This window comes from Scandinavium sp. M-37, from assembly GCF_043558715.1.
GTDB classification, from domain to species: domain Bacteria; phylum Pseudomonadota; class Gammaproteobacteria; order Enterobacterales; family Enterobacteriaceae; genus Scandinavium; species Scandinavium vulneris_A.
In genome coordinates, this window is sequence record NZ_JBIGIN010000022.1 from 46,992 (window position 1) to 66,438 (window position 19,447).

General features: G+C 57.7%; 15 protein-coding genes. 8 read left to right on the forward strand and 7 right to left on the reverse strand.

The features are described 5' to 3' along the window. Nucleotides 1-155: 155 nt before the first annotated feature. From lsrA to lsrG, 6 genes are read left to right on the forward strand one after another with little or no spacing between them, the layout of a single operon-like run. Nucleotides 156-1,643, forward strand: a complete 1,488-nt coding sequence (gene lsrA, locus ACG0Z5_RS16120) for an autoinducer 2 ABC transporter ATP-binding protein LsrA (protein ID WP_394449144.1) — start codon at nucleotides 156-158, stop codon at nucleotides 1,641-1,643. Next, nucleotides 1,640-2,674 (forward strand): autoinducer 2 ABC transporter permease LsrC, encoded by a 1,035-nt coding sequence (gene lsrC, locus ACG0Z5_RS16125; protein ID WP_394449147.1) that lies wholly within the window; start codon nucleotides 1,640-1,642, stop codon nucleotides 2,672-2,674. The genes lsrA and lsrC overlap by 4 nt, the downstream gene beginning before the upstream one ends. Then, on the forward strand, nucleotides 2,675-3,667 hold the full coding sequence (gene lsrD / locus ACG0Z5_RS16130; RefSeq protein WP_394449150.1) for an autoinducer 2 ABC transporter permease LsrD: 993 nt from the start codon (nucleotides 2,675-2,677) through the stop codon (nucleotides 3,665-3,667). It begins immediately after the preceding gene. 1 nt (nucleotide 3,668) lies between these two features. Beyond that, nucleotides 3,669-4,682, forward strand: a complete 1,014-nt coding sequence (lsrB, locus tag ACG0Z5_RS16135; RefSeq protein WP_394449152.1) for an autoinducer 2 ABC transporter substrate-binding protein LsrB — start codon at nucleotides 3,669-3,671, stop codon at nucleotides 4,680-4,682. Nucleotides 4,683-4,693: 11 nt separating this feature from the next. Beyond that, nucleotides 4,694-5,581 carry a 3-hydroxy-5-phosphonooxypentane-2,4-dione thiolase gene (lsrF, locus tag ACG0Z5_RS16140; RefSeq protein ID WP_394449155.1) on the forward strand — a complete coding sequence of 296 codons (888 nt, stop codon included), beginning with the start codon at nucleotides 4,694-4,696 and terminating at the stop codon, nucleotides 5,579-5,581. Then, complete coding sequence (lsrG, locus tag ACG0Z5_RS16145; protein ID WP_394449158.1) at nucleotides 5,578-5,874, forward strand: (4S)-4-hydroxy-5-phosphonooxypentane-2,3-dione isomerase; 297 nt, start codon at nucleotides 5,578-5,580, stop codon at nucleotides 5,872-5,874. The genes lsrF and lsrG overlap by 4 nt, the downstream gene beginning before the upstream one ends. A gap of 46 nt (nucleotides 5,875-5,920) precedes the next feature. On the opposite strand, the gene ygjK is transcribed toward lsrG, so the two are convergent. The 6 genes from ygjK to ebgR form a co-directional block, all read right to left on the reverse strand. Continuing rightward, nucleotides 5,921-8,272 (reverse strand): alpha-glucosidase, encoded by a 2,352-nt coding sequence (gene ygjK / locus ACG0Z5_RS16150; protein ID WP_319786109.1) that lies wholly within the window; start codon nucleotides 8,270-8,272, stop codon nucleotides 5,921-5,923. A gap of 16 nt (nucleotides 8,273-8,288) precedes the next feature. Beyond that, complete coding sequence (gene ygjJ, locus ACG0Z5_RS16155; protein ID WP_394449163.1) at nucleotides 8,289-9,347, reverse strand: protein YgjJ; 1,059 nt, start codon at nucleotides 9,345-9,347, stop codon at nucleotides 8,289-8,291. An 18-nt stretch (nucleotides 9,348-9,365) separates the two neighbouring features. Beyond that, on the reverse strand, nucleotides 9,366-10,799 hold the full coding sequence (locus ACG0Z5_RS16160; protein WP_319628709.1) for an amino acid permease: 1,434 nt from the start codon (nucleotides 10,797-10,799) through the stop codon (nucleotides 9,366-9,368). A 58-nt stretch (nucleotides 10,800-10,857) separates the two neighbouring features. Then, nucleotides 10,858-11,307: a beta-galactosidase subunit beta gene (locus tag ACG0Z5_RS16165; protein ID WP_394449167.1), complete on the reverse strand. Its 450-nt coding sequence runs from the start codon at nucleotides 11,305-11,307 to the stop codon at nucleotides 10,858-10,860. Next, entirely contained in the window at nucleotides 11,307-14,369 is a 3,063-nt protein-coding gene (gene ebgA, locus ACG0Z5_RS16170; protein ID WP_394449170.1) for a beta-galactosidase subunit alpha, read from the reverse strand. The genes ACG0Z5_RS16165 and ebgA overlap by 1 nt, the downstream gene beginning before the upstream one ends. A gap of 165 nt (nucleotides 14,370-14,534) precedes the next feature. After that, on the reverse strand, nucleotides 14,535-15,518 hold the full coding sequence (gene ebgR / locus ACG0Z5_RS16175) for a transcriptional regulator EbgR (protein ID WP_319628706.1): 984 nt from the start codon (nucleotides 15,516-15,518) through the stop codon (nucleotides 14,535-14,537). A 134-nt stretch (nucleotides 15,519-15,652) separates the two neighbouring features. Between ebgR and ACG0Z5_RS16180 the strand changes: the two genes are divergently transcribed. Then, nucleotides 15,653-15,985 (forward strand): tRNA-binding protein, encoded by a 333-nt coding sequence (locus ACG0Z5_RS16180; protein WP_319628705.1) that lies wholly within the window; start codon nucleotides 15,653-15,655, stop codon nucleotides 15,983-15,985. 93 nt (nucleotides 15,986-16,078) lie between these two features. On the opposite strand, the gene ygjG is transcribed toward ACG0Z5_RS16180, so the two are convergent. Further along, the gene (gene ygjG, locus ACG0Z5_RS16185; RefSeq protein ID WP_319628704.1) at nucleotides 16,079-17,458 is read right to left on the reverse strand and encodes a putrescine aminotransferase; all 1,380 of its coding nucleotides are present in this window, start codon (nucleotides 17,456-17,458) and stop codon (nucleotides 16,079-16,081) included. 368 nt (nucleotides 17,459-17,826) lie between these two features. Here ygjG and ACG0Z5_RS16190 point away from each other — a divergent pair, with 368 nt between their 5' ends. Then, the gene (locus ACG0Z5_RS16190) at nucleotides 17,827-19,347 is read left to right on the forward strand and encodes a methyl-accepting chemotaxis protein (protein WP_394449175.1); all 1,521 of its coding nucleotides are present in this window, start codon (nucleotides 17,827-17,829) and stop codon (nucleotides 19,345-19,347) included. Nucleotides 19,348-19,447 lie beyond the last annotated feature (100 nt).

Below are 19,447 nucleotides of genomic sequence, written 5' to 3' on the forward strand. Positions count from 1 at the left end.
TCACTGGCAAAACCAGTCTTTCGTTGCTGACAGCCCGCACCGGGTTTCCCGAAAGACGAAAACTGTGATCCTTGCACGGTTGTAAATATAGTTCAGGGTCTACGCTTTTGAACATTATTAAATCTAAAAATCATTTGTTCAAACGAGGCGCGACGATGAAGGCACTGATTGAAGCCCGTAGCATTCGCAAGCAGTACTCCGGCGTCGCCGTGCTAAAGGGCATTGATTTCACGCTCTATTCCGGGCAGGTGCATGCCCTGATGGGCGGCAACGGCGCGGGAAAATCGACGTTGATGAAGATCGTCGCTGGCGTAGAAACCCCGGACGAGGGCGAACTTCGGATCAACGGCACCGCGTTTGCACGCCTGAATCCCGGTCAGGCGCACCAGCTCGGGATCTACCTGGTGCCGCAGGAGCCGATGCTGTTTCCCAATTTAACAGTCCGGGAAAACATCCTGTTTCGCCTGCCGCGAAGTCAGGATAGTGACGCCAGGCTGACGGAAAAATTGCAGCAGCTCAACTGCCAGCTCAATTTGCAGGCCACGGCCAGCACCCTGGAAGTGGCGGATCAGCAAATGGTGGAGATCCTGCGCGGCCTGATGCGTGACGCGCAGATCCTGATCCTCGACGAACCTACTGCCTCCTTAACGCCCGGCGAAACGGAACGATTGTTCCGCCAGGTTCGTGCCTTGCAGGCCCTCGGCGTGGGGATTGTTTTTATTTCCCACAAGCTGCCGGAGATCCGCGCCCTTGCCAGCCACGTGTCGGTGATGCGCGACGGGGCGGTGGTGCTCAGTGGCAACACCGCAGATCACACTGACGCTGAGCTTATCGCCGCCATGACGCCGGTCAGCCGTGACGCCTCCCTAAGCGACACGCAAAAACTGTGGCTGGCGCTGCCGGGTAACCGCCGCACCCAGGCGCAGGATTTTCCGGTGCTGCGGGTGGAGAGTCTGACCGGGGAAGGGTTCATCGATTTGAGCCTCGAAATCCACGCCGGGGAGGTCGTCGGCCTGGCCGGGCTGGTTGGGTCCGGACGTACCGAGTTTGCCGAAACGCTGTATGGCCTGCGGCCGGTGAGAGCCGGGCGTATCTGGCTCGAAAATCGGGAGATAGGCGGGGACAGCACCCGCGCGCGGCTCGCCAGCGGCCTGGTGTATCTCCCGGAAGACCGTCAGGTATCGGGCCTGTTTCTCGATGCGCCGGTGCGCTGGAACACGGTGATGTTCAACCAGCCATCGCTGTGGCAGGAAAATAAGCGCGAAGCGGCGGTGGTCGAGCGTTATCACCGGGCGCTGGGGATCAAGCTCAATGATGCGGATCAGCCGGTACGCACGCTCTCCGGCGGTAATCAGCAAAAGGTGCTGCTGGCCCGTTGTCTGGAGGCTAATCCGCTGTTGCTGATCGTCGATGAACCGACGCGCGGGGTGGACGTGTCCGCCCGGGCGGATATCTATCAGCTGCTGAAAAGCGTAGCGGCGCAAAACGTGGCGGTACTGATGATCTCCAGCGATCTCGATGAATTTCCAGGCCTGGCGGATCGGGTACTGGTGATGCATCAGGGGCGACTGAGCGGAGAACTGGCGAAACAGGCGCTGAGCGTCGATCGGATGATGACCTTAGCCTTTGGAGGGCAGGTATGAAAACGTTGCTGAAAAACCGCGAACTCAGCGCCTTCCTCGCCATTCTGGCGCTGTTCGCGGTGCTGGTGGCGCTCAATCCGGCGTACTTTAGCCTGCAAACCCTGGCGATGATTTTTTCCAGCTCGCAAATCCTCTGCCTGTTGGCATTGGGGGCCGCGCTGGTGATGTTGACCCGCAATATCGACGTGTCTGTTGGCTCGACGGTGGGGCTGAGTGCCATCGCCGTCGGCGTGGCGCTCAACAGCGGGTACGGCCTGCCGCTGGCGATAGCCTTCGCGCTGGCCATTGGCGCGCTGGCCGGGGCGTTTAACGGTTTGCTGGTGGTCGGGCTGCGCATTCCGGCGATTGTGGCCACGCTCGGTACGCTCGGGCTGTACCGCGGCATTATGCTGCTGTGGACCGGAGGCAAATGGATTGAAGGGCTGCCGGACAGCCTGAAATCACTGTCTGAACCTGCCTTTATTGGCATTTCCCCGTTGGGCTGGCTGGTGCTGGCGCTACTCCTGGCGGGCGTATGGGGACTGGCGCGCACCACCTTTGGCCGTGATTTTTATGCGGTGGGCGACAATCTTGCCGCCGCACGCCAGCTCGGCGTGGGCGTGAACCGCACCCGAATGCTGGCCTTTACCTTCAACGGGATGCTCGCCGCCTGCGGTGGAATTATTTTTGCCGCACAAATCGGTTTCGTGCCAAATCAGACCGGCAGCGGGCTGGAGATGAAAGCCATCGCCGCCTGCGTGCTGGGCGGGGTTTCACTGCTCGGCGGCACCGGCACGCTGATGGGGGCTTTCCTCGGGGCTTTCTTCCTGACCCAAATCGACACCGTACTGGTGCTGTTTAAGCTCCCGGCATGGTGGAACGATTTCATCGCCGGGCTGGTGCTGTTAGGCGTGCTGGTGCTCGACGGACGTCTGCGTCAGGCGCTGACCCGCCATCAGCGCGCGCTGAAATACAGCCGTTTCCAGCCAGGTAATAAAGGCGGGACGCACGTCGCCCCGTTTCCGAAGCGTAAAAACAAAGAGGTGGCGTAAATGAAGCTGAACTGGGAAAGCGCGCTGCTAATACTACTGGTGCTGGAAATCGTCCTGTTTGGCGCTGCCAACCCGCGAATGCTCGACGTGAATATGCTGCTATTCAGCACCAGCGATTTCATCTGCATCGGCATTGTGGCGCTGCCGCTGACGCTGGTGATCATCAGCGGCGGGATCGACATTTCGCTCGGCTCAACCATCGGCCTGTGCGCGATTGCACTGGGGGTGATGACCCAGGTGGGCTGGCCGATGAGCGTCGCGATTCCGCTCACCCTGCTGGTGGGCCTCCTGTGCGGGGTGGTGAACGCGGCGCTGATCCATTACACCGGCATTAGCCCGTTGGTTATCACCCTGGGCACGCTGTATCTCTACGGCGGCGCGGCGCTGCTGCTTTCCGGCATGGCGGGGGCGACGGGCTACGAAGGTATTGGCGGCTTCCCGGACAGCTTCACCGCCTTCGCCAATCTCACGCTGTTCGGCCTGCCGGTCCCGCTGGTGCTGTTTATCGTTATCACCTTTTTCTTCTGGCTGCTCGCGCATCGCGGGCGCTTTGGTCGTCATCTCTTTTTACTCGGACAAAACCCGCGCGCCGCGCGTTACGCGGCGCTGTCGGTCAACGGTATGCCTTACGTGCTGTATGGCCTGGTGGGGTTGGCGTCGGCCATTGCGGCGCTGGTGCTGGTCTCCTATTTCGGTTCGGCCCGTTCTGATTTAGGTCGCGATTTGCTGATGCCCGCGCTGACGGCGGCGGTGCTCGGCGGGGCCAATATCTACGGCGGCTCGGGATCGGTTATCGGTACGGCCCTGGCTGCGCTGTTGGTGGGGTATCTGCAACAGGGTTTACAGATGGTCGGTATTCCCAACCAGGTGTCGAGTGCGCTCTCCGGGGCGCTGCTGGTGGTGGTAGTGATGGGACGTTCGCTGAGCCTGCATCGTGAAGGGGTGCGCACGGTGTGGCGTCGGCTGGTTTCGCGCAAAACAATCGGAGCATGAAATGAAAGCAAAACGGTGTGTGCAACTGAGCGCCCTGGCGCTGGCAATGAGCGTGGCTGCCGTGCAGGCGGCGGACAGAATCGCCTTTATCCCGAAACTGGTGGGGGTCGGCTTCTTCACCAGCGGCGGTAACGGCGCGAAAGAGGCGGGTAAACAGCTCGGGGTAGACGTCACCTACGATGGCCCAACTGAGCCGAGCGTCTCCGGTCAGGTTCAGCTCATCAACAACTTCGTCAACCAGGGTTACAACGCCATTATCGTCTCGGCGGTATCGCCAGACGGCCTGTGCCCGGCGCTGAAACGCGCGATGCAGCGCGGGGTGAAAGTCCTGACCTGGGATTCCGACACGAAACCGGAATGCCGCAGCATTTACATCAACCAGGGTACACCGCAACAGCTCGGCGGTTTACTGGTCGACATGGCGGGCAAACAGGTCACCAAAGCGGATGCCAAAGTGGCGTTCTTCTACTCCAGCCCTACCGTTACCGACCAGAACCAGTGGGTGAAAGAGGCGAAGGCCAAAATCGCCAAAGATCATCCGCAGTGGCAGGTGGTGACCACCCAGTTTGGCTATAACGATGCCACCAAATCGCTGCAAACCGCCGAAGGCATTCTCAAAGCCTATCCGGATTTAGACGCCATCATCGCCCCGGATGCCAACGCGTTACCGGCGGCGGCACAGGCGGCGGAAAACCTTAAACGCCAGGGCGTGGCGATTGTGGGCTTCAGCACGCCAAACGTGATGCGGCCTTACGTAGAGCGCGGCACGGTGAAAGCCTTCGGTCTGTGGGATGTGGTCGAGCAGGGCAACATCGCGGTGAACGTGGCCAATCATCTGCTGAAAAAAGGCGATTTGAACGTGGGTGACAGCGTAGCGGTGAAAGATATCGGTGACCTCAAAGTGGAGCCGAACAGCGTGCAGGGCTATCAGTATGAGGCCAAGGGCAACGGCATTGTGTTGCTGCCGGAACGCGTGGTCTTCACCAAAGAGAATATTGGCAAATACGATTTCTGAGGGAGGGGAGAATGGCTGATTTAGACGATATCAAAGACGGGAAAGATTTCGGGCTCGACCGCCCGCAGAAAAATGCGCTGTATGCCCTGAAAGGCTGCGGCTCGCTGGAGTGGGGCATGCAGTCGCGGCTGGCGAGGATTTTTAATCCACACAGCAACCGCACGGTGATGCTGGCGTTTGACCACGGCTATTTTCAGGGACCAACCACCGGGCTTGAGCGCATTGATTTGTCGATTGCGCCGCTGTTTGCTGAAACCGACGTGCTGATGTGTACGCGCGGTATCCTGCGAAGCCAGGTGCCCGCGGCGACCAACAAACCGGTGGTGCTGCGTGCCTCGGGCGGTAACTCGATATTGAGCGAGCTGTCGAACGAGTGCGTGGCGGTGGCGATGGAAGACGCGCTGCGCCTCAACGTGGCGGCGGTAGCGGCGCAGGTCTATATCGGCAGCGAGCACGAACATCAGTCGATCAACAACATCATCAAACTGGTGGACGCAGGCAACCGCTACGGAATGCCGGTGCTGGCGGTGACCGGCGTCGGGAAAGAGATGACCCGTGATGCGCGCTATTTCTCGCTGGCGAGCCGTATCGCCGCAGAAATGGGGGCGACCTTCGTCAAAACCTACTTCGTGGAAGAGGGCTTTGAAAAAGTGACCGCCAGCTGTCCGGTGCCGATTGTGATTGCGGGCGGCAAAAAGCTGCCGGAAGACGAGGCGCTCGACATGTGCTGGCGCGCTATCGACCAGGGGGCATCCGGCGTCGACATGGGGCGCAATATCTTCCAGTCCAGCGCGCCGCTGGCGATGTTGAAAGCGGTGAAAAAAGTGGTGCATGAGAACCTGAGCGCTCGCGAGGCGTATCAGTTCTGGCAGGAAGAAAAACAGGGAGAGCAGCCATGAACGTGACGCTGGTGGAGATCAACATCAAACCTGAACGAGTAGACGAGTTCCTCGACGTGTTTCGCGCCAACCATGAAGGGGCGTTGACCGAGCCGGGCAATGTGCGTTTTGACGTGTTGCAGGACCCGGACGTAGCGACCCGGTTTTTTATCTACGAAGCCTATAAAGATGAGGCGGCGGTGCTGGCGCACAAGAAGACATCGCACTATCTGGCGTGTGTGGAAAAGCTCGATGAGATGATGTCGGAGCCGCGTAAGAAACGCAGCTTTGTCGGGTTGTTACCGGAGGTTTAAGGCGAGACGTAGGCCCGGCAAGCAATGCGCCGCCGGGCGACATACGTTACTGCTTACGGAAAAAATCGTTATACAACATATACAAATGCGCTGCACTCCATGAGAAGTTCGGCGCACCCTGCTGCGCTCCGGTCAGCGGGTTGTAGTTTTCCTGAATCGGCCCATCGCTGGTCAGCCCTTTGGCGTGTTGGAAGAAGTTATCCGCCAGTTTCAACGCCGCATCGCGATGCCCGTAGCGTTCCATCCCTTTCAGGCCAAACCAGAACTGATCGACCCACACCCGACCGCGCCAGTAGATATCTGCGCCAAACGCCGGGCTGGTCAGTGCGGCGGTGCCCAGCGGCACAAAGGTGTTGAACTCTTTCGGGTCGAGCATCACCGCCACCACCGCATCGGCGTGCGCCTGGGTGGCCGCACCGTTAAACAGCGGCGACCAGCCTTCCGGACCTTTACCGCGCTCGACGATAGGTTTGCCCGCGCAGCCATTGATCAGCGGTTTATCTTCGATGCGAATGTCGTAATAAAAACCCGATTTGGCGTCGAACATGCAGGTATTGATGTAGTCCGCGAGTTTATCCGCCAGTTGGCTGTAATGCCCGGCGGCGTCGTTTTTGCCGAGGATTTTCGCCATCTGTGCCAGATAGCGGTTATCGCTATACATGTAGCTCGCCTGGTCGACGGATTCCTGCAGCAGCGAATAGCCGAGCAGGGTGCCGTCTTTATCGCGGTTTTCGGCGAAGTTCACCGTCCAGTCGCTGCGCTTGCCGCCATTTTTCACGTATTTATCGAGTTGCTCTTTGTCGATAAAGCCAAATACCGCCGCGTCGTCGCGCCCGGATTCCCAGGAGGCCGCCACCTGGGCCGGAATTTGCAGGCTGTCGTACTGGCCTTTGCTGACGGTGTTGGCGTAATTTTTCAGCCCGGAAAGGGTCTGCTCTTTATCGCCTTTTTTCACCGTAAAGAGCATCTCGCCGCGGGCGGTGTTATGCGCTTTATCGCGGGTCGCGCCGTACTCCGGCACGCCGTTGTGGTTATGATCCCGATTGCGCAGCCACCAGTCGTGATAGGCCACCAGTTTCGGGTACATCTCCTCCAGCCACTTTTGGTCTTTAGTGACGTTATACACCTCCATTACCGACCACGCCGCCAGGCTCGGCTTGGTGTTGCGCTCGTTCCAGTTACCGCCGTCGCCACCGCGATCCGGACTCAGGTTCCAGGCGATCAGATCCGGCACAAAGCCCACATCCTGTGGACGCACTTTGTCGTCGGCTTTCACCTGCCAGGAGAACACCGCGCGGATGTTGTCTTTGGCAATCTCCGGGTTGAAATGCGCCATCGCAAACGCTTGTTTCCAGGTATCCCACGGCCAGGTCTGGTTGCCGGAGAACCAGCGCCCGGTGACCGATGGCGTGACGGTATTGAACGCCACCGCACCGCCCGGTGAACGCCAGTTGCCGTTCAGGGTTTCGATAGCTTTCACCGCCACCCGCGTTTGCTCTGCGGTGGCGTCCGGGTTGCTCAGCCCGCGCTGCAGATACCCTTCCCAACGCTGCTGTGAAGCGAGCATAAAGTGCGCAGGTCGGGCGAGGATATCGCGAATTTGCATCTTCTCGCGGCTGACGTCCTCGGCGGTCAGCAGGTGAGAATAAGTGGTCCACAGTGTGGTCGAGCCGTTGACGCGGGCGGTGCTGGTAAAATGATGACCGTCGACGACGGTCTCGACCGGAATCGATTTATGCACCTGATACTGCGACGCGCCGGAGGTCAGCAGATCCCAGGTGGAACGCACTTTGCCGAAGGTCACGTTCACCCCATCGCGGGTGGCGACCAGGCGGCGCTGGTAGTCCGGGAAAGCGCCGTCGATGGTTTTGTCGGAAACCGCTTTGCCCTCTTTAGCCTCCAGTTTTTCCAGCAGTTCGCCGTCCCATTGCAGCAGCAGCGGGGCGTCGCTGGTGATTTTCGTTTCTAAGAGTGAGGTGCGCGGACTGGCGAAACGCAGGGTCATCTCAATCTTCACCCCGGGGGCGGTAAGCGTCTGTTTCAACGCACCGGGAAGGCTCCAGGCCTGCATCGTGAAATCGACTTTTTTGCCGCCGCGATACACCGTCAGGCGGTCAAAATGGGTGGCCATAAAGTTGATGTATTCTTCGGTCAGCAGTGCCGGGCCGGGAAAACCACCCATCGTCGCCGGGCCGTCGGGCAGCAAATGCCCGTGCCACGCCCCCAGATCGAAGAACGGGCTGAAGCGCTGATGCTCGTCGCTGTCAAAATCCTGCATGTACTGCGGCGCACCGACGCGGTTAATCACGTTTTTATAGTCATCGGCGGTGGCTGCGTGCGCCGACAGGCTAAGCAGCAGGGCGCAGGCCAGCGGGGCGAGAGAGGTCGTCAGTTTCATGGTGTCTCAGTCCTTGTTACCAGTAAAAGTATTGCATCAGGAAAACCTGGTCGCTCGGGTCGCCGGAGGCCGTTTTCATGTACCAGCGGCTATCAGCGGCAGTGGCAAAACGCCCGCCGCCGTATTCATACCAGATACCGAACTGCATAAACGACGTGGTTTCATCGGCGTCGTGATCCGGGCGATGTTTTGCGTAACTCCAGGCCGTGGAGAAATAGAGGCCTTTAAGCGGTTCAATCATTGCACTGGCCATAAAGCCGGTTTCGGTGCCCGGCACGTCCTGCCCCATTGCGCGTCCGGTGTGATGCCAGGCGCGGGCCGCCAGGTGCGGCGACAGCAGTCCGGTGAGGAATAACTGCCCGGTGCCGTCGGTCACTTCCAGGCCGTTCATCCACGTCACGCCGTCGATAAACTCGTATTGCAGATAGCCGTTCATCATCGCTGGATAGGTGTACTTATCGTCGTAGCGGTCGTATTTGCCAAAATGCAGCCAGGCTTTGCTTTCGTCATGATGCCCGGCGGGGGTGGCGGTCACGCTGTAGCGCAGTTTGCCCGTCAGGTTTTGCACTTTCAGGGCGTACATAATGTCGCGGGTGTTGGGGATGACGTAGCCCAAATCTGGCGTGAAATCGCCCCACCATTGCAGGTCATCGAGCGAGGAATCCTGGCGCACACTGAGCATGATTTCGGTGTTGTCGTCGGTACGATAGCCGCCGTAAAGACGGTTCAGGCCGCCCTCAAAACCGCCCCAGCCGTGATCAGGAACCCAGGCATTACCCTGACTGTCGGCCTGTACGGTCCAGCCTTCGCCATAAATCAGGCCGAACCACGGGCCGTGTTTTATTTCCAGACCGCCTTCGATATAGGTGCCATCGCTGTATTTGTGTTTCTCCGGGCCTTCAAGGTCCATATAGCCGCCGATGCCCAGCTCGCCATAAAAACGAAATGACGTGGCGCTGAGTTCCGGTGTGCGGGTATCGTCATGCTCCGCCGGACGAATATCCTCTGCGCCCAGCGCTGGGCTGCAAAAAGAGAGGGCAGCGAGTGCCCCGTAAATAGAGGGTGTTATTTTCATTTAAGGATCCAGGTTCCTTCAGGAAACTGTCGACGCGGGTGCGGCTTCAATTTGTTGTTCTTCTTTAGATAATCCTTTGACGTATTTACTGTATTTCCACCAGGCGAAGCCGAGGAAAATCACAATCCCACCGACGTTATAGAAAATAATGGTCAGAATATTGCCGCCGGTCGGAAAGGTGGAGGCAATAAAGCCAATGGTGAAAATCACAATCAGCATCGACACCATCACCATGCCGGTGGTGCGCGATCCCATTTTAAAATCACGCGGCAGATGATCGAGTTTGCGACGCAGGTTGAGGTAGGCCAGCATAATAAACAGCGGCGGCAGCATCGAGGCGGCGGCGGTCATATTAATCACCGTATTCATCAGATCCTGCGCGGTATTCGATCCCATGGTCGGGATAATCATCAGCGGAATGACGATCAGATACTGGATCCACGCCGCGCGAGCTGGAACGCCGTTTTCATTCAGCGCCACGGTCTTTTTACCGAAGATGCCAGACGGGATTTCCGAGAAGAAGATTTTCACCGGTGTGGCCGTCCACATCAGCAGCGAGCCAAACATGGCGGTGAACGACACTAAGCCAACGAAGCGGTTCATCAGCACTTCCGGCAGCCCAAACCAGACCGCCAGGCCGTGGAATACCTGCACTGAACCACCGGTAAACTTCAGCTCTTTGCTGCTGATAAAGACGTTGATCAGCACCGAGGAGATGGAATAAAGCACGCCAATGAAGATCCCGGCGAGGATGATCACTTTCACGAAGGATTTCGATCCGCCTTTGACGTCGTTGACGTACACCGCCACCGATTCGGCACCGCCTGCGGCCATGAAGATCCATGTGGTTATGCCGAGGAACGCCCAGTTAAAGTTGGGGATCATCGCCTCGACGGTGATCGGATCTGCCGGTTGCACGCCGCCGAGCAGCGCCGCGCCGGCCAGCAGAATATAAGACAAGGTCAGCAACAGCATTAGCGTTGAGGTTACGGAGGTTATCGGCCCGAGCATTTTTGCGCCGTTGGTCGATACCCACGTCGAGAAGGCAAACAGCACCAAGCTCAGCACCACGGTAGTAAACGGCGTCAGAATGTACTCATAGCCGAGAAACGCATACGAGGCGTAGGCTATGACGCGCGGTAATAGCGAGGTAAAGAAAAACAGATTCACAAACCAATAGGTGTAGGCGGTAATAAATGCCCAGCGGCCACCGAGTGAGCTTTTCACCCACGCATAAACGCCAGCCTCGGAGTTTTTATTCAGTGAAACAAATTCGGCGATGATCAAGCAGAACGGAATAAAGTAAAACAGCGTTGCCAGGAAAAACATTGGCGCGGACGCCAGTCCCAGCTCGATATTATTGTTGATGACGTTGTTAAAACTAAACACGGCGGCGAAGGTCAGCGACAGCAGGCCGAACTTGCCGATGGTATTACGCTTTGACTCTGACATTTTGACTCTCCGGGTACAGGGAGGATAGCGGCGCTACATTGGCGCCGCCGGATATTTTTTATTTGTTATGGAAATAGCCGTCTTCTACGGTGACCCGCAGCACGACCTTTTTTACCGCCCCGTCACTGATGAAGCGGTAGGCTTCGTCGATATCGCAGATAACCATTTGCCCTTCGTGCACCTGCACGGTTTCGCCGCAGCCTTTGAGGAATTCGCGGTCGGTTTCATCGCGATAGCACTCCACCACCTGCAATTGCGCTTTCGGCGCGTATTCGATTTTTTGCGCGCCCTGAAGGTAGTAGTGGACGTCAAAATAGCGCCGATGGCCGAGAAATAGCGCATCAGTGGTGGTGTCGGTGGTCAGCCGATAACTCAGCGAATCACCGATGGAATGCGCCACACCGGGGCGAATGTGGTCGATATTGCGGATGGCTTCCACGCAGCGCTGCCATTTGCGACCACCGTGATAGCGTTGGGTAAACTGTTCCAGGTTGTTAATAATTTCCATTATTCGGCCTCACGTTCGGCGGTAGAGGGAGTCAGATGAAACGCCTGGCTTGCGACGTTGCCGCTGGCGGGCAGCAGGGTGAAACCGTAGCGGAACGCCTCGAACCGCACGCGCCAGCTGTCCAGCACTTCGCTGCCCCAGGAGTTCGACCCAAGCCCCAGCAACTGGTGGTCAAGATTCAGCGTGATGTGCCCGCTGCGTACCAGTTCGTTGCAGTGGCGCGCGGCGTGAATCGCCTCGGCGCTGTACGGCCAGGCGCTGAAGTGAATCGGCTGATGCGCCACTGCTAACAGGCCGCGGCCGTTACGATTGGTCAGCGCGACCCAGCGCACCTGCTGGCGGTTGCCGTTGTTTTGTGGGAACGGATAGGGCTCGAACATCGCGTCCACATCGCTGCGCCAGACGTCAATCAGGTTGGCCTGCTGGCTGTCCGGGTAGTTTTCTCCCGGCCCGCGCCCGTAGTACGTCACCTGGTTGAGGCTCTCGTTGATGCCGAGGCTGAAGCCGATGCACGGGATAATGTGTGGATACTCGCCGTAGGGCGTACCCGCCAGTTCGATGCTCAGCGCGCCCGCCGGGCTTATACGCCAGCGATAGCTGCAGCGCATGCCGAAATCAAATACCGGTGGGGCGATGACGGTGTCGCTGATGACACACGCCGAGTCGCCGTCGCGCTCGACGCGCAGGGCGCGCAGATGTTCCTGCATGATTTGCAGATGATTAGGTTGCCACAGGCCTTCGTATTCCTGTTTATGGTTATCAATCATCGGCTTGAAGAAAGTGATTTCTCCCTGTTTGGCAATCAGCTCCTCGCCGTTGACCTGCCATGACGCCAGCTTGCCGCTCAGGCGTGAGAACACCATGCGGAAGTTATGGCCGCTGACGGTGCAGGCCAGGCGTTCGTCGCGGATAACCAGCGGCGTGGCGCTATCGGAAAGCCACGGCATTGCCCTCAACGTGCGCGGGGCCAGCGCGAACTGGTACTGCGCAATCGGGTGATGTGCTTCGCTGTAGCGAGTCGCCGAATCTTTGCTGACGTACACGTTGAGCCAGCTTTCACGGCCATCGGTTTCGGGCAGGGCAATCGTCACCGTGCGGCTACTGTTGGCCGGAAGATCGCTGATTTTCAGCGCCTGGCTGCTAATGAGTTCGCCTTCGGCTTTGACCTCCACCCGCAGGGTGTAATCGTCCAGCGTGCTGAACCACAGCTTGTTTTCCACCCGCAGCTCGCCGCGCGCGAGGTCAACGGCGTGGACTTTTACCGGGGCGATCACCTGTTTGTACTCCTTCAGCCCTGGGCCTGGGGTTTGATCGGAATAAATCAGGCCATCGAGGCAGAAGTTGGCGTTGTTCGGGTAGTCGCCAAAATCACCGCCGTACTGGTAAAACGTATTGCCGTCGGCGTCCTGCGCCTGAATACCGTGATCGCACCACTCCCAGACGTAGTGCCCTTGCAGGCAGTCGTGGCGATAAAATACATTCTGGTATTCGTTCAGGCCGCCGGGGCCATTGCCCATTGCATGGGCATATTCGCAGATGATGCGTGGCTTCGGATGCGGGTATTCACCGAACTCATTCATCAGCGGTACGCGGGTGTACATGGTGGAGATGATATCCACCACTTCAGCGTCGCGGTCCTCTTCGTAATGTATTAACCGGGTTGGATCCAGCGCTTTGCAGGCCTTCGCCATGGCACGAATATTACAGCCGTAGCCGGATTCGTTGCCGAGTGACCAGATGACAATCGACGGATGGTTTTTCTGCGCCTGAACGTGGCGCACGATGCGCTCGACGTATACGCCTTCCCACGTAGGATCGTCGGTGATTCGGCTCAAATCGCCGACGTTGGCGAAACCGTGGGATTCGACGTCGGTTTCCGCCATCACGAACAGGCCGTAAATATCGCACAGCTCATAAAAGCGCGGATCGTTCGGATAGTGGGCGGTGCGGACCGAATTGATGTTGTGCTGCTTCATCAGGATCAGATCTTTCTCGACCCGATCCATGCTCACCGCGCGGCCCTTTAGATGATCGTTATCGTGGCGATTGACGCCGTGCAGCATTACGTACTGATTGTTGATCCGCATCAGGCCGTCGCGCACCTGAATGTCGCGGAAGCCGACGCGCTGCGGCACCACTTCCAGCACCTCGCCAGCGGCATTTTTCAACGTCAACACGAGGTGATAAAGGTGCGGCGTTTCGGCTGACCACTGCTTCGGCTGCTTGACGTCAACGCTGAAATCGAGCGTTTGTCGCTGCGCCACGCGGCTATCGGCCGTGCCCTGATACAGGCACTGTTCGCCGTCGAAAAGTCGGTATTCGAGGGTGACGTTTTCCGCCTGAGTGGTCAGGTTTTCCAGCTCGACTGAACAGGAGAGAGTGGCATCGCAGTAGTCGTCGTTGAACACGGTGCGGATGGTGAAATCGTCGATGTGGTTAAGTGGGCGGCCAACAAGATACACGTCGCGGAAAATTCCCGCCGTCCACCACATGTCCTGGTCTTCGACGTAGGTGGAATCGGCCCATTGCAGCACTTTGACGCACAGCAGGTTATCGCCCGCGTGAACGTACGGCGAAATATCGAACTCGGCGGTCAGGCGGCTGCCTTTGCTGAAACCGACGTAGTGGCCGTTAACGTAGACCTCTAAATAGGTTTCCACCCCGTCGAATTTGAGCAGCGTCTGGCGTGCGTCCCAGCTTTCACCGAGGGTGAAGAGGCGCTGATAGGCACCGGTTGGGTTGGCGCTCGGTACGTACGGCACGTCAATCGGGAAGGGGAAGCCTTCGTCGGTGTACTGCAGTTTACCGTGTCCTTCCAGTTGCCACATCGACGGGACGGCAATCTGGCTCCAGTCGTTCATCAGCTGATGAGGAAATGCTTCAGGCACTTCAAGCGGATGGTCAAAATAACGGAACGTCCACTGACCGCTCAGCAGCAGAAAATGACTGCTGGCCTCGCGGGCAAAGGTGCGGGCCTGGTCGATATTGTGGTAAGCAAAAAAGTACGCGCGCGGCGGTAGCCGGTTTTCGTGCGTAAGCTGAACATTCTCCCAGCGGTTCATGTCATCTCCCTGTGGGGTAAAACATCATTGCTGGGGAGTTTAGTAAAAATTTTACTAAATAAAATCAGTAAAACCGAAATGAGTTAAGCGGATCACAAAAAAGCGGGATTCAAAGAGGGGGATTAAAATCGCCCGGTCAGCGAAGCGCCACCGGGCAAAAACGACTTAACGCGTGGTGCCGCGCAACTTCAAACGGCTGGGAACAAACACCTGCAGCGGCAGCGCCCGGCCATCGCGCGATTTTTCCAGCAGCAGGTTCACACCCTGGCTGCCCATCATTTCGGAATGGATGCGTACGGTGCTCAGCGGCGGAAAGGTAAAGCGGGCGGTAGGGATGTCGTTGACGCTGATCAGGCTAATGTCCTGTGGCATGGCGAGGCCTTTCTCATGAATAGCCCGCAGCACGCCGATGGCGATGGAATCGGAGGCGACAAACAGCGCTTCCGGGAAATCGTTTTGCGCCAGCATCTGGGTTGCCAGTTCATATCCGGACGAACTCGAAAATCCACCGCGCCAGATATCGTCTTCCGATACCACGCCCTTCAGGCGGCCATACTCGACGAACGCTTTTTCGCGGATATCAGCTTTGCCTGGCTCGTCCTGGCCGCCGATAAAGCCGATGCGCTGCACGCCCTGGGCGACGAAGAAATCGATAACCTCTTTGCTGATGCGCACCAGGTCGATATCCACCGAGTCATAACTGGAACCGACTTCGTGAAAATCAATGAAGCAGATGTTGTCGCTCAGCGCTTCTGCCGCCTGACGCATTTCCGGGGCAGGCTTGCCGACAATTAGGATCCCGCTGACCCGATTCACATCAGGAAGCCCCTGATTTTCATAGCAGTTAGTCAGGCCGATATTCAGCTTTTCGCACTGGGTTTCTATCCCGTGACGGATAGCCAGGTAGTAGGGATCGTTGATTTCCATCTCCTGGCGGTAGCTGTATAACGCCAGCACGTGATGACAGGCATCGTGATGCACCAGGCTTTTGCGCGCGCTGCTGCCGCGATATTCCAGCTTTTCGGCAATCTCGAGGATCCGATGCCGGGTCTCTTCTTTGACGTTCAGGGTCGGGTCATCGTTCAGAATGCGCGACACGGTGGCCTGCGATACGCCCGCTTCCTTTGCGATATCTTTCAGTGTTGCCATGGGGTCCCTTAGCGCGAGAGTTGAAGTTTAGTCTGCCGCCATTGTAATGAATCCCAAGTATTTAGTAAAAATCCATTGATCGCGATGGCCGCATATGCTGTGATATTTTTACTAAATATTTACTTGAGGTGAGTATGGAAACGGTAGCTTATGGTGATTTTGCGCGTCTGGAGATCCGCACCGGCAAGATTATTGAGGTGAAACGTCACGGCAATGCCGACAAGCTGTACATCGTGCAGATTGATATCGGCGAGCGCACACTGCAAACCGTCACCAGCCTGGTCCCGTATTACGCGGAAGACGAGCTGTTGGGTAAACAAGTGGTGGTGCTGTGTAATTTGCAGAAAGCGAAAATGCGCGGGGAAGTGTCGGAATGTATGCTGCTGTGCGCCGAAACCGACGACGGTAGTGAAAGCGTGCTGCTGACCGCCGAACGTGCGATGCCTGCGGGCGTACGTATCGTATAATAAAAGCCCGGCGGCACTACGTTTGCACGGGCCTACAGGGTTTGTAGGCTCGGTAAGCGCAGCGCCACCGGGCTTGGGTTTACGCAACTATCTTCAGGCCTGCTCCACGGAAACCCGCAGTGCGGCCAGCGCTTTACCGGTCGCTTTCAACACCTGCTCACACTGTTCAACGGTCAGCGTCAGCGGCGGTTCGATGCGAATGGTTTTGGCGTTGTTCAGCGTGCCGGCCACCAGAATGCGCTGGCGGAACATCTCGCTGGCAAAGGTGTAGCCGATTTCGTTATCAACGAACTCAATCGCAATCAGCATCCCTTTCCCCCGCGCTTCCTGCACCAGATCCGGGTATTCACGCGCCAGCAGACGGAAGCCGTCCAGCAGCATGTCACCTTTCTGTTCAGCCTGAGCGGGCAGGTTCTGCTCCAACAACACGTTGATGGTTGCCAGCGCGGCCGCACAGGCCAGCGGGTTACCGCCAAAGGTGGTGGTGTGCAGGAACGGGTTGTCGAACAGCACCGAGAAGACTTCTTCGGTCGCTACCGTCGCGCCAATCGGCATCACACCGCCGCCGAGTGCTTTCGCCAGGCACAGAATATCCGGCTGCACGTTTTCATGCTCGCAGGCGAACATCTTGCCGGTGCGGCCCATCCCGGTTTGCACTTCATCGAGAATAAGCAGCGCGCCAAACTCATCACACAGCTTACGCACGGCGGGCAAATAACCCTGCGGGGGCAGGATAACCCCACCTTCGCCCTGAATCGGCTCGAGGATAATCGCTGCCACGTCGTCACCGGTCTTTTTGCATTCGCTCAGAACGGTGCGCATCGCGTTGATATCCCCGAACGGCACATGGCGGAAGCCCGGCAGCAGCGGCATAAACGGTTTACGGAAGGTCGATTTTGCCGTCGCAGACAGCGCACCCAACGATTTACCGTGGAACGCGCCGCTGGTGGCAATAAAGGTGAACTTCCCGCGCGGTGACTGGTACGCTTTGGCGAGCTTGAGCGCCGCCTCGACGGACTCGGTGCCGCTGTTGCTGAAGAAGCTGTACTTCAGTTTGCCCGGCGTCAGCGCCGCTAAGGTCTTGGCGAGCATCGCCCGCAGCGGATCGAGCAGTTCCTGGCTGTGAAGCGGTTGTTTGGCGAGCTGATTCTGTACGGCGGAAACCACTGTTGGATTACGGTGCCCCACATTGAAAATTCCAAAGCCACCCAGGCAATCAATAAACTCCTGTCCCTGGGTGTCGACAAGCGTATTCAGGCTTCCCGCTTGCCACTCTACGGCTCCGTAATCCCCGCCGGCGGTAACAGATTTTCGATACTCTAAAAACCCCGGATTCACATGCTCTTTAAAGTACTCCCGGACCTCCTGGTTCAGAGCTTTCATCTCCTCATGGTCAAGCGTGCGCTTTTCGATGAGATTCAGTGCGTGCGCGCTGCAGGCTAAAGCCGAGGCGCTGGAAGGTAACCTGTTCAAAATATGCTCCTGTACACCGCGTATCACATGATACTGATTTAAGTATTGCAGGGATTACGCCAGTCAGGAGCGGAACCATAAAATCGGGATAAACGCCTGTGCGGGGCCTTGTGTTACAAAATTTAATCATTTTCATAACATTTAGGCGGTTTTTACTCCTGAGTATAAATTCATCAAACGGTCATTTTATTGAACGGCTGCCTCATGGTGGTGCAGTCGTTGCACCTGTCTGAAGCCCCACCAAAATTAGGGGCTTAAACGCAAATTGCGATCTGCATCAACTTTAACAATTAAAGTTAAAGTGGTTATCGCCGAAATAACAATTAAGAGAAAAATTAATAACCACTAAATGAGTCAAGGACGCGTAAATGTCAGCTCCATTGATTGTCACGCAGCGTGATTATGCGCTCGACGATGACACCACTTTAATGTCCACTACCGACCTGCAAAGCCATATCACCCATGCCAACGACACCTTCGTGAAGGTCAGCGGCTATCGCCTGGAGGAACTGACCGGGCAGCCGCATAACCTGGTGCGTCATCCGGATATGCCCAAAGCGGCGTTTGCCGATATGTGGGCCACCCTGCAACAGGGCGAGCCGTGGAGCGGGATCGTCAAAAACCGCCGCAAGAATGGCGATCACTACTGGGTGCGCGCCAACGCGGTGCCGATGGTGCGCGGCGGCAAAATCAGCGGTTATATGTCGATTCGCACCAAAGCCCAGCCGGAAGAGATCGCCGCGGTAGAACCGCTGTATAAAGCGCTGAACGAAGGACGCAGCACCAGGCGGGTTCGCAAAGGGCTGGTGGTGAGCCAGCGCTGGTGGGGGAAATTACCGGGTATGGCGCTGCGCTGGCGGGTGAGAGCGCTGATGACGCTGCTGTGGCTGCTGCTGACCACCTCCTTATTTGCCACCGGTGCGCACGGGCTGGCCATTGGCGTCAGCACGCTGATGCTGCTGGTCGGCACCGCCGTTATGGAATGGCAGATTGTCCGCCCGGTGGAGAACGTCGCCCGTCAGGCGCTGAACGTCGCCACCGGCGAGCGAAACAGCGTCACACACCTGAATCGCAGCGACGAACTGGGGCTGATTTTACGCTCGGTCGGGCAGCTGGGACTGATGTGCCGCTGGCTAATCCATGATGTATCTGGCCAGGTGGCGAGCGTGCGTCAGGGCAGTGAAACGCTGGCGCAGGGTAATAATGACCTTAACGAGCGCACTCGCCAGACGGTAGAAAACGTGCAGCAGACGGTGACCACCATGAACCAGATGGCGGCCTCGGTGCAGAACAATGCCGAAACCGCGACCGCAGCGGACAAACTGTCCAATGCCGCGAGTGCTGCGGCGACGCACGGCGGCCAGGCGATGCATACGGTGGTAAAAACCATGGATGAGATTGCCGACAGCACCCAGCGCATCGGTTCGATCACCAAGCTTATCAATGACATCGCCTTCCAGACCAATATTCTGGCGCTGAATGCGGCGGTGGAAGCGGCGCGTGCCGGGGAGCAGGGCAAAGGCTTCGCGGTGGTGGCGGGTGAAGTGCGCCATCTTGCCAGCCGCAGTGCCAGCGCCGCGAACGATATCCGCAAGCTGATCGACGCCAGCGCCAGCAAGGTGCAGTCCGGCTCCGATCAGGTTCATGCCGCGGGTAAAACCATGGACGATATTGTCAGCCAGGTGCGCAACGTGACCGGACTGATTGCACAAATCAGCCTTTCCACTTCAGAGCAGGCGGCGGGGCTGTCGGATCTCACCCGTGCGGTGGCGGAGCTGGATGCTATTACCCAGAAAAACGCCGGGCTGGTGGAGGAGAGCGCCCACGTCTCGGCGATGGTTAAACACCGGGCCGGGCGTTTGCAGGATGCGGTCACGGTGCTGCATTAATCCTGACGAAGGGAGTATCGGGCAAAGACCGCACATCATGCACTTTTGGTTTTGTTGTAAATCATTATCATTTACGATTAATACCAATGACAATACATGA

Excerpts from the sequence above, each read along its gene's own strand:
- lsrF (WP_394449155.1), top strand. The coding sequence starts at position 4,694 with ATGGCTGATTTAGACGATATCAAAGACGGGAAAGATTTCGGGCTCGAC.
- lsrG (WP_394449158.1), top strand. The coding sequence starts at position 5,578 with ATGAACGTGACGCTGGTGGAGATCAACATCAAACCTGAACGAGTAGAC.
- ACG0Z5_RS16160 (WP_319628709.1), bottom strand. The coding sequence starts at position 10,799 with ATGTCAGAGTCAAAGCGTAATACCATCGGCAAGTTCGGCCTGCTGTCG.
- lsrA (WP_394449144.1), top strand. The coding sequence starts at position 156 with ATGAAGGCACTGATTGAAGCCCGTAGCATTCGCAAGCAGTACTCCGGC.
- ACG0Z5_RS16190 (WP_394449175.1), top strand. The coding sequence starts at position 17,827 with ATGTCAGCTCCATTGATTGTCACGCAGCGTGATTATGCGCTCGACGAT.
- ygjK (WP_319786109.1), bottom strand. The coding sequence starts at position 8,272 with ATGAAACTGACGACCTCTCTCGCCCCGCTGGCCTGCGCCCTGCTGCTT.
- ebgA (WP_394449170.1), bottom strand. The coding sequence starts at position 14,369 with ATGAACCGCTGGGAGAATGTTCAGCTTACGCACGAAAACCGGCTACCG.
- lsrB (WP_394449152.1), top strand. The coding sequence starts at position 3,669 with ATGAAAGCAAAACGGTGTGTGCAACTGAGCGCCCTGGCGCTGGCAATG.
- lsrD (WP_394449150.1), top strand. The coding sequence starts at position 2,675 with ATGAAGCTGAACTGGGAAAGCGCGCTGCTAATACTACTGGTGCTGGAA.
- ACG0Z5_RS16180 (WP_319628705.1), top strand. The coding sequence starts at position 15,653 with ATGGAAACGGTAGCTTATGGTGATTTTGCGCGTCTGGAGATCCGCACC.
- ygjJ (WP_394449163.1), bottom strand. The coding sequence starts at position 9,347 with ATGAAAATAACACCCTCTATTTACGGGGCACTCGCTGCCCTCTCTTTT.
- lsrC (WP_394449147.1), top strand. The coding sequence starts at position 1,640 with ATGAAAACGTTGCTGAAAAACCGCGAACTCAGCGCCTTCCTCGCCATT.
- ebgR (WP_319628706.1), bottom strand. The coding sequence starts at position 15,518 with ATGGCAACACTGAAAGATATCGCAAAGGAAGCGGGCGTATCGCAGGCC.
- ACG0Z5_RS16165 (WP_394449167.1), bottom strand. The coding sequence starts at position 11,307 with ATGGAAATTATTAACAACCTGGAACAGTTTACCCAACGCTATCACGGT.